The organism is Flavobacterium gelidilacus DSM 15343, from assembly GCF_000422685.1.
Taxonomy (GTDB): Bacteria; Bacteroidota; Bacteroidia; order Flavobacteriales; family Flavobacteriaceae; genus Flavobacterium; species Flavobacterium gelidilacus.
In genome coordinates, this window is record NZ_AUGN01000024.1 from 1 (window position 1) to 9113 (window position 9113).

At 30.5% G+C, this 9113-nt stretch carries 11 protein-coding genes; 10 read left to right on the forward strand and 1 reads right to left on the reverse strand.

Going from position 1 to position 9113, the window contains the following annotated elements; translation table 11 throughout:
* The 9 genes from G507_RS16710 to G507_RS0109150 form a co-directional block, all read left to right on the forward strand.
* On the forward strand, nt 1-321 hold a 321-nt coding region (locus G507_RS16710; RefSeq protein ID WP_035665976.1), incomplete at its 5' end, for a T9SS type B sorting domain-containing protein.
* Nucleotides 322-492: 171 nt separating this feature from the next.
* A complete protein-coding gene (locus G507_RS0109115; protein ID WP_026717202.1) occupies nt 493-1713 on the forward strand; it encodes an aminotransferase class V-fold PLP-dependent enzyme in 1221 nt (406 codons plus the stop codon).
* 12 nt (nt 1714-1725) lie between these two features.
* On the forward strand, nt 1726-2148 hold the full coding sequence (locus tag G507_RS0109120) for a hypothetical protein (protein WP_026717203.1): 423 nt from the start codon (nt 1726-1728) through the stop codon (nt 2146-2148).
* A 6-nt stretch (nt 2149-2154) separates the two neighbouring features.
* A complete protein-coding gene (locus G507_RS0109125) occupies nt 2155-2580 on the forward strand; it encodes a SufE family protein (RefSeq protein ID WP_026717204.1) in 426 nt (141 codons plus the stop codon).
* 43 nt (nt 2581-2623) lie between these two features.
* Nucleotides 2624-3037, forward strand: coding sequence for a GxxExxY protein (locus G507_RS0109130; protein ID WP_026717205.1), 414 nt, complete (start codon nt 2624-2626; stop codon nt 3035-3037).
* 82 nt (nt 3038-3119) lie between these two features.
* Nucleotides 3120-3443: an SUF system Fe-S cluster assembly protein gene (locus G507_RS0109135; RefSeq protein WP_026717206.1), complete on the forward strand. Its 324-nt coding sequence runs from the start codon at nt 3120-3122 to the stop codon at nt 3441-3443.
* Nucleotides 3444-3520: 77 nt separating this feature from the next.
* Complete coding sequence (locus G507_RS0109140; protein ID WP_026717207.1) at nt 3521-5356, forward strand: ABC transporter ATP-binding protein; 1836 nt, start codon at nt 3521-3523, stop codon at nt 5354-5356.
* Nucleotides 5357-5358: 2 nt separating this feature from the next.
* A complete protein-coding gene (locus G507_RS0109145) occupies nt 5359-5868 on the forward strand; it encodes a DUF2480 family protein (RefSeq protein WP_026717208.1) in 510 nt (169 codons plus the stop codon).
* Nucleotides 5869-5962: 94 nt separating this feature from the next.
* Nucleotides 5963-6850, forward strand: a complete 888-nt coding sequence (locus G507_RS0109150) for a DUF3078 domain-containing protein (protein ID WP_026717209.1) — start codon at nt 5963-5965, stop codon at nt 6848-6850.
* Nucleotides 6851-6903: 53 nt separating this feature from the next.
* Here G507_RS0109150 and hflX read toward each other — a convergent pair whose 3' ends face one another.
* A complete protein-coding gene (hflX, locus tag G507_RS0109155) occupies nt 6904-8133 on the reverse strand; it encodes a GTPase HflX (protein ID WP_026717210.1) in 1230 nt (409 codons plus the stop codon).
* A 117-nt stretch (nt 8134-8250) separates the two neighbouring features.
* On the opposite strand from hflX, the gene G507_RS16715 reads away from it, so the two are divergent.
* On the forward strand, nt 8251-9113 hold an 863-nt coding region (locus tag G507_RS16715; protein ID WP_035665978.1), incomplete at its 3' end, for a choice-of-anchor J domain-containing protein.

Here is a 9113-nt window from a genome sequence, read left to right on the forward strand (position 1 = left end):
CCATGTGCTGGAGATGAGACAGTGGGAGTTCAAGTGATTAATTATCCACATTTCTTTACACCAAATGGCGATGGAATAAATGACACATGGAATATTAGAGGATTAAATGGTCAAGAAACCGCAAAAATTTATATCTTTGACCGCTACGGAAAATTATTGAAACAAATTAGTCCATTAGATAGCGGAGGTTGGAACGGAACATTTAACGGACAACCACTACCAGCAACGGATTATTGGTTCACGGTAGATTTTTATGAAATTACAACAAACGGTATATTAATACCAAAACAATTTAAAGCTCACTTTTCATTAAAACGATAATAGACTTTAAATAATAAGATTAAAAAAAGGCTTTCTCAATTGAGAAAGCCTTTTTGTTTTTATTAAACACGAACCATGAACAAATGTTAAGTTTAGGTGCTGTATTTTTAACCTTTATTTATTCTAATTTTAAATAATGATGTTGTAAATTTGTACTCAAATAATTTTGAAATGTTAGACATCCAAAAAATACGTGCTCAATTTCCTATTCTTTCACAAAAAGTTAATGGAAAACCTCTGGTTTATTTTGATAATGGAGCCACTTCACAAAAACCTCAAATTGTAATTGACTCTATCGTTGACTATTATTCAAGATATAATGCCAATATTCATCGTGGGGTTCATACTTTGAGTCAATTGGCTACAGATGCTTACGAACAAGCACGTTTAAAGATTCAAAATCATTTTAATGCCAAAGAATCTTATGAAATAATTTTTACTTCAGGAACAACCGAAAGTATTAATTTAGTGGCAAATGGCTTTGAATCAATTCTTCAAAAAGGAGATGAAATTATTGTTTCGGCTTTAGAACATCACAGTAATATTGTCCCTTGGCAAATGCTTTGTGAAAAAAAAGGAGCAATTCTTAAAATAATTCCAATGAATATTCAAGGAGAATTGATTATGGAAGAATATGATAAATTACTTTCAACCAAAACAAAATTGGTGCTTTGTAATCATATTTCAAATGCATTAGGAACTTTAAATCCAATTGAAGAAATCATCGAAAAAGCACATAATGTTGGTGCAGCAGTCTTAATTGATGGAGCACAAGCATGCCCACATTTAAAACCAGATGTTCAGGCGTTAAATGTTGATTTTTATGTGACTTCAGCTCATAAAATGTGCGGACCAACAGGTATTGGAATACTATATGGCAAAGAAGAATGGTTAGGAAAATTACCTCCTTATAAAGGAGGTGGAGAAATGATAGCAACAGTTACTTTCGAAAAAACAACTTACGCAGATTTACCTCATAAGTTTGAAGCAGGAACGCCAAATATTTCTGGTGGAATAGCTTTCGGAACTGCAATTGATTACATGAACTCAATAGGATTTGATGATATTGCAGTTTATGAGCATGAATTATTAGTCTATGGAACGGAAAAAATAAAAGAAATTGAAGGTGTAACTATTTATGGCCCAAACGACTTGTCTAAAAAAGCATCTGTAATATCTTTTAACGTAGACGGAATACATCCTTATGATATTGGCACGATTATAGATAAATTAGGCATAGCAGTACGAACCGGACACCATTGTGCTCAGCCAATTATGGATTTCTATAAAATTCCAGGTACAATTAGAGCAAGTTTTGCTTTTTACAATACCAAAGAAGAAATTGATATCTTTGTAGAAGCTGTTAAAAAAGCAAAAATGATGTTGTCTTAAAAACTAGAAATTATGAAACTATTACTTACGATTTTTTTGAGTATTTTCCTTGCTAAAGGATGTTCTGAATATAAAGATTTAGAGAAAGTTAAAATGGTATATGATGCTAACAGTAGAGGATATCATAAAACAATTACTATAGAGAACAAAACGTTTTTTGTTACTAATTCAAGAGATGAAAAAGCTCATGAGGTTAAATTAACAGATGCAGAATGGAAATCAATAGCCGATTTATTTAATAAAGTAGATTTAACCACTTACAATAAATTAGAAGGTCCAACTCAAGAACGTTACTATGATGGAAAGCCTCCTGCAAATTTAACAATCACTAAAGACGAAGTGGTTTATGCAACTTTGGGTTTTGACCATACAATTCCACCAACTCAAATTAAAGATTTGGTTGATACAATTTTAAAATTATCAGAAAAGAAATAATTCAGCATGCAAATTAAAGAAATACAAGACGAAATAGTAGATGAATTCTCCATGTTTGAAGATTGGATGCAACGTTATGAATACATCATTGAACTTGGTAAATCATTACCATTAATTGAGGAAAAATATAAAACTGAAGATAATATTATCAAAGGTTGTCAGTCTAAAGTTTGGGTTCACGGAGAAGAACAAGGAGAAAATATAGTTTTTACTGCTGATAGTGATGCAATTTTAACTAAAGGAATTATTGCAATTCTAATTCGTGCTTTTTCAAACCAAAAACCGGAAGCTATTTTAGAAGCTAACACAGCTTTTATAGACGAAATAGGGTTAAAAGAACATTTATCTCCAACTAGAGCTAATGGTTTAGTTTCGATGATTAAACAAATAAAAATGTATGCTTTGGCATTTCAAGCAAAGCAATCTAATTAATTAAACATATAAGTCATATAAGTTTTAGTAATAGAAAATAATAATGAATGTTACAAAGAGTTATTTAAAAGATTTAGTTTATCAGATAAATGGGTCAGCAATTGAAGTACATAAAAAGATTGGTCCAGGTTTATTAGAATCTGTTTATCATCAATGTTTAAGTAAAGAATTTGAATTAAGAAAAATTAATTTTAAATCTGAACTTGAAATTCCTATAAATTATAAAGGATTTGAATTACATTCTAAATTAAGATGTGATTTTTTAATAGAAGATCTTTTAGTAGTTGAGTTAAAGTCTGTAGTTGAAATGAACCCACTATTTGAAGCACAATTACTGACTTACATGAACTTATTAAATGCGCCAATTGGTTTACTAATAAATTTCAATGTAAAAAATATTTTTTACGAAGGACAAAGAACATATGTTAACAAACTTTATAATGAATTATGGGATTAAAACTTATATGACTTATATGTTTAAAATAAATAATTATAACAGTAGTATTTTAAATAAAAGATACTAAAAAATTCAGCATAAAATGGAAGAATATAAAGACACAGTAAACCTAGGTGAAGACGTAGTAAAAACATTAAAATCAATTTATGATCCAGAAATTCCTGTGGATATTTATGAATTAGGTTTAATTTATGATGTGATGATAAACGAAGATAATGATGTTAAAATTTTAATGACATTAACTTCGCCAAATTGTCCAGTAGCAGAAACTTTACCACTTGAAGTGGAAGAAAAAGTAAAATCTATTGATGTAGTTAAATCATGTGAAGTTGAAATTACTTTCGATCCACCATGGAGTAAAGATTTAATGAGCGAAGAAGCTAAATTAGAACTAGGAATGCTTTAAATTCAGTAATCAGTGCTCAGTTAATAGTCGGCAGTTTTGCTACTGAACACTTTTTTTTAAACACTGAACACTAAAAAATGGCTCGTTTTCAACCAAAATCACTAAAAGATACTAAGAAAATTGGATTAAAAGATTCTTTTAATTCACTTACTTATATACCTCGTTTTTTCAAAGAAATTTGGAGAACTAATAAAAAGCTGTTTTTAATTTCTACATTTTGTAGGTTAATTGCAGCTTTATTGCCTGTTGTAATTCTTTGGGTTGGAAAAATCATTATTGATGAAATTATAAGAATTACATCGCAAGGTGAAAAAGACTTTTCAGAACTTTGGAAATACGTTTTGTTAGAATTTATTCTAGTAGTTCTTTCCGATTTAATGAGCAGAGCTATTTCATTGACTGATGGAATTTTAGGAGATCAATACAACATCAATACTTCGGTTAAAATTATTGAAAAAACCAATGAAGTTGACATTAGTCTTTTAGAAAATTCTGAATTTTACGACAAACTAGAAAGAGCAAGAACCCAAACTATGGGAAGAGTTGACTTAATGTCTAATGTTCTTGGTCAAGCTCAAACCACAATTTCAATTATAACTTTAGTAGCAGGTTTAATTTATTTTGAACCTTACCTGATTATTCTTTTAGTTTTAAGTATTATTCCATCTTTTATTAATGAAGTTCGTTTTAGTCAACAACAATATTCATTAGCAAGAAGTTGGACAGCTGAAAGAAGAGAATTAGATTACTTAAGGTTTATAGGAGCAAATGACAAAACGGCCAAAGAAATCAAGCTTTTTGGATTAACCAATTTTGTAGTAAATCGCTTTAAAAATCTAGCGAATAAATATTTTAACTTGAACAAAACATTAGTCATAAAACGTTCAAGTTATGGTTTTTTGTTTAATTTATTAGGTTCTATAAGTTATTATGCAGCTTATGTTTTTATCATTTATCGTGTTTTATCAGGTGTGATTACTTTAGGTGAATTGACTTTCCTTTCAGGAAGTTTTAACCGATTGATGAAAAGTTTGCAAGATTTTTTCTCTAAATTTACTCGTATTTCTGAAAGTTCATTATACTTGAAAGACTATTTTGATTTTATTGATATTTCGATTGTACCAAAAACAGCTGAAGATATTCCTCTACCAAAAGTGATTCAAAAAGGATTTGAATTTAAAAATGTTTTTTTTGCTTATCCAGAATCGGAAAATCAAATTTTAAAAGATGTTAGTTTTTCCATAAAAGCAGGTGAAAAAATAGCTTTTGTTGGACAAAATGGAGCAGGTAAAACAACGTTAACTAAATTGTTACTTCGTTTTTACGAACCGACTTCAGGAGAAATTTTATTAGACGGAATCAATATAAATCGATACAACAAAAGCGAATATCAAGCTTATTTTGGTGTTTTATTTCAGGATTTTTTCAGATATGAATTCACAGTAAAAGAAAACATAGCGATTGGAAAAATTGACGAAATCGAAAATCAAGCACGAATTGAAAAAGCTGCAGAATTAAGTCTTGCAGATGAAGTAGTTTCAGAACTAACAAATGGTTATGAGCAACAATTAGGAAAACGATTCGTAAAAGGGCAAGAACTTTCTGGTGGTCAATGGCAAAAAATTGCTTTGGCAAGAGCTTATATGAAAAATGCTGAAGTCATGATTTTAGACGAACCTACGTCAGCACTTGATGCAAAAGCAGAAAGCGAAGTATTTGAACGATTTATTCATTTAATTAAAAATAAAACTAGTGTTATAATTTCACACCGATTTAGTACAGTTCGTCAAGCAGATAGGATTATAGTTTTACAAGAAGGAACAATTTTAGAATCTGGAACACACGAAGAGTTAATGGCAAATAAAAGGTTATATGCACAATTATTCACACTTCAAGCAGAAGGATATCAATAAACATGGAAAAAGAAATAATAAATAAAGTAGCGAATAGTGTTTTGGAAGTTTTTGATTTAGAAGACTATTTTCCAAAACAAGCCATCCAATCTGTTGATATTTCTCAATGGTTGGTTGAAGGTTTTTTGTTAAAAGAAAAAGATTTCAGAGAATCTTTAAAAAACTTCGATTGGTCACAATATAAAGACACTTATGTTTCAATTTATTGTTCGACAGATGCTATTTTACCTGCTTGGACTTTTGCTCTAGTTTCAGTTTACCTTCAACCTTATGCATTAAAAGTTGTTTCTGGAAATAAAAAGGATTTACTTTTAAACATTTATCAAGAGACATTAAACCAAATTGATTTTTCAATTTACGATAAAAAACCTGTTATCTTAAAAGGTTGTTCAAATAAACCTGTTCCGCAGGAAGCTTATGTTTTAGCTATTCAAAAAATAATGCCTTATGCAAAAAGTGTAATGTTTGGTGAGGCTTGTTCAGCAGTTCCGTTGTTTAAATCGGTTAAATAGTGTTTTTTATCGATTAAAATTGTACTTGTACAAGAAAAATTGGCGTAAAATATGTCAAGTATTATCTTTGCATTTCAAATTTAAATTAAATAAAATGAAAAAAATACTACTAAGTTTATTATTAGTTTCTTCAATTGGATTTGCACAAGATACTGAGAAAGAAAATCTAAAAAGAACAGAAGAAGCAGCTGCAAAAGTTGGAGAAGAAAAACCTGACGGTTGGGCAAAATCGGGTACGTTTTCACTTATAGGAAATCAATCTACATTTAATAATTGGTTAGCTGGTGGACAAAGTAGTCTTTCAGGTAATATTTTAGTTAACTATGATTTCAATTACAAAAAAGGGGATTGGTCTTGGGATAACAAATTGATGGCTGGCTATGGTATCACAAAATTAAAAGATGCAGATTTACAAAAATCTGATGATAGATTGCAGTTCAACTCTTTGTTAGGTAAAAAAGCTTCGGGTCTTTGGTATTATTCAGCTTTCTTTAACTTTAAAACACAACTGGATACAGGTTTAGATCCTGATACGCAGACCACAAAAATTTCACATTTCTTTTCTCCGGCTTATTTTCAATTTGGACCTGGTATGATGTGGAAAAAAAGCGATAATTTAAAATTCAATATCGCTCCAGCTACTTCAAAATTAATTATTGTTCATGATGAATTTACTCAATTAGGTTCTTCTTTTGGAGTTGAACAAGGAGATACTTCAAGATATGAATTTGGTGCTGCTTTAAGTGGTTATTATAAATTTAATATAATGGCAAATGTTTCATTTGAAAACATTTTAAATTTATATTCAAACTATTTAGAAGACCCACAAAATGTTGATTTAGATTACCAATTAAACATTGTAATGACAATTAATAAATATTTATCTACTAACTTTACATTCCAAACCATTTATGATGACAATGCCTTTAGAGGTTTTCAAACACGTCAAAATATTGGTTTAGGTGTTAATTATGGATTCTAATACATCAGAATTATTTATAAAAAAAGTCCCAAGTTTAAAACTTGGGACTTTTTTTATTCTTCATCTTTCTCGATTGCTTCACTATATTCAGGATATAAAAATTTATTGTAAGGAAATCTTGTGATGTGTATTTCTCTTACTGCTTCATATACTTTTTCTCTAAATTCTTCGAAATTTGTTTTATCAGTTGCTGAGATAAACAAAGCGTTTTCTGTTCCAACGTTATTCATCCAAGTTTTTTTCCACTCTTCTAAAGAATAATGTTTTGGTTCTCTTTCAGTTACCAAATCATCTTCGGCTAAATAAACAGGTTTATAAGCGTCAATTTTATTGAAGACCATAATTATTTGTTTGTCATCACTTTTAATGTCTTTTAAAATCTGATTTACAGATTCAATATGATGCTCAAATTCAGGATGTGAAATATCTACGACATGTAGTAATAAATCAGCTTCACGAACTTCATCTAGTGTGCTTTTGAAAGAATCAATTAATTGAGTAGGAAGTTTTCTAATAAACCCAACTGTATCAGATAATAAAAAAGGTAGATTTTTAATTACTGTTTTTCTGACTGTTGTGTCAAGCGTTGCAAATAATTTATTTTCTACAAAGACATCACTTTTACCTACAGCATTCATTAATGTTGATTTTCCAACATTCGTATAGCCAACTAGAGCAACTCGTACCATTGCACCACGATTACCTCTTTGCGTAGCCATTTGTTTGTCGATAGCTTTAATTTTGTCTTTCAACAAAGCAATTCTATCTCTTACAATACGTCTATCTGTTTCAATTTCAGTTTCTCCAGGTCCACGCATTCCAATTCCACCTCGTTGTCTTTCTAAGTGGGTCCACATTCCAGAAAGTCTAGGTAATAAATATATACATTGAGCAAGCTCTACTTGAGTACGAGCATATGAAGTTTGAGCACGTTGTGCAAATATGTCTAAAATTAGATTAGTTCTGTCTAATACTTTGATGTCAAATACCTTAGTAATATTTTTTTGTTGAGAAGGTGTCAATTCATCATCAAAAATAACGGTTGAAACATCATTTTCTTTAATGAAAGTCGCGATTTCTTCAAGTTTCCCTGTACCAACAAAAGTCTTAGGGTTTGGTTTATCCATTTTCTGAGAAAATTGCTTAATTACCTCACCACCAGCAGTAAATGTTAAAAACTCAAGTTCATCAAGATATTCTTTTAACTTTTCTTCGTCTTGATTTTGTGTTACAATTCCAACTATTACTGTTTTTTCAAAATTTATTATCTCTTTTTCAATCATATTCTCTAGGAAGTTGAATTATTTTTCAACAAATTTAACATAAAATGTTAATAAAACCCTTTTAGTTTTCAAAATAATAATTACTTTTGGGGATAAATCAAACCAAACAAACAATAAATGATGAAAAAAATTACGCTATTAATTGTAATGCTGTTCTTTTCTCTTCTTGGCTTTTCTCAACCAGCCTTGACAGAAGATTTTGAAGGAACATCATTACCGGCCGCAGGAAACTGGGCTTTAACCTCAGGAAACTGGAAGGTTTTTGATAATGGAATAGGAACTGCTCAATCTTGGGGAGTGATTCCGGCACCAAATTCTTGTAATGGGCGCTCTGCTTATTTAAATAGAGAAAACGTTACAGATGGAACCTTCGCAGAAGACTGGTTAGTAACACCTCAAGTAACAATACCAACTAATGGTCAATTGCATTTTTCTACAAAACAAACTTTAGCAGCCAATTTTGGGAGTATTTATACTATAAGGGTATCACTTACTTCTCAAACAAATGCTGGTTCATTTACGACTATTCAGACATGGAATGAAACAGAATTGAATGCTGTTTATGATGTTTGTGAAGAGAAAGTAGTTCAATTTCCAGCGGCTTACGTAGGACAACAAGTTTATGTGGCCTTTGTAATGACAAATGACAATGGTGACCGTTGGATTGTTGATGATGTTAGCATTGTAGAACAATGTTTAGATCCGACAGTTCAAACAGCAACTAACGCAACATTAACAGGAGCAACTTTAGGCTGGGATAATCCAAGTGGAGCTTCTCAATGGGAAGTTGAAATTGTAGGTACAGGAGCAACACCAACAGGAACAGGAACACTAGTTAGTTCTAATCCTTACCCAGTAACGGGCTTAACACAAGGAACATGTTATGATTTTTATGTTAGAGCAAAATGTACATCGGGAACAAATAGTCAATGGGTAGGTCCATTTAACTTTTGTACTGTATCTTTAGGAGAAACTTGTGG

Bases quoted from the DNA above. Each gene is read 5' to 3' on its own strand.
- G507_RS0109145 (WP_026717208.1), top strand. From the start codon at position 5,359: ATGGAAAAAGAAATAATAAATAAAGTAGCGAATAGTGTTTTGGAAGTT.
- G507_RS0109125 (WP_026717204.1), top strand. From the start codon at position 2,155: ATGCAAATTAAAGAAATACAAGACGAAATAGTAGATGAATTCTCCATG.
- G507_RS0109140 (WP_026717207.1), top strand. From the start codon at position 3,521: ATGGCTCGTTTTCAACCAAAATCACTAAAAGATACTAAGAAAATTGGA.
- hflX (WP_026717210.1), bottom strand. From the start codon at position 8,133: ATGATTGAAAAAGAGATAATAAATTTTGAAAAAACAGTAATAGTTGGA.
- G507_RS0109130 (WP_026717205.1), top strand. From the start codon at position 2,624: ATGAATGTTACAAAGAGTTATTTAAAAGATTTAGTTTATCAGATAAAT.
- G507_RS0109150 (WP_026717209.1), top strand. From the start codon at position 5,963: ATGAAAAAAATACTACTAAGTTTATTATTAGTTTCTTCAATTGGATTT.
- G507_RS0109135 (WP_026717206.1), top strand. From the start codon at position 3,120: ATGGAAGAATATAAAGACACAGTAAACCTAGGTGAAGACGTAGTAAAA.
- G507_RS0109115 (WP_026717202.1), top strand. From the start codon at position 493: ATGTTAGACATCCAAAAAATACGTGCTCAATTTCCTATTCTTTCACAA.
- G507_RS0109120 (WP_026717203.1), top strand. From the start codon at position 1,726: ATGAAACTATTACTTACGATTTTTTTGAGTATTTTCCTTGCTAAAGGA.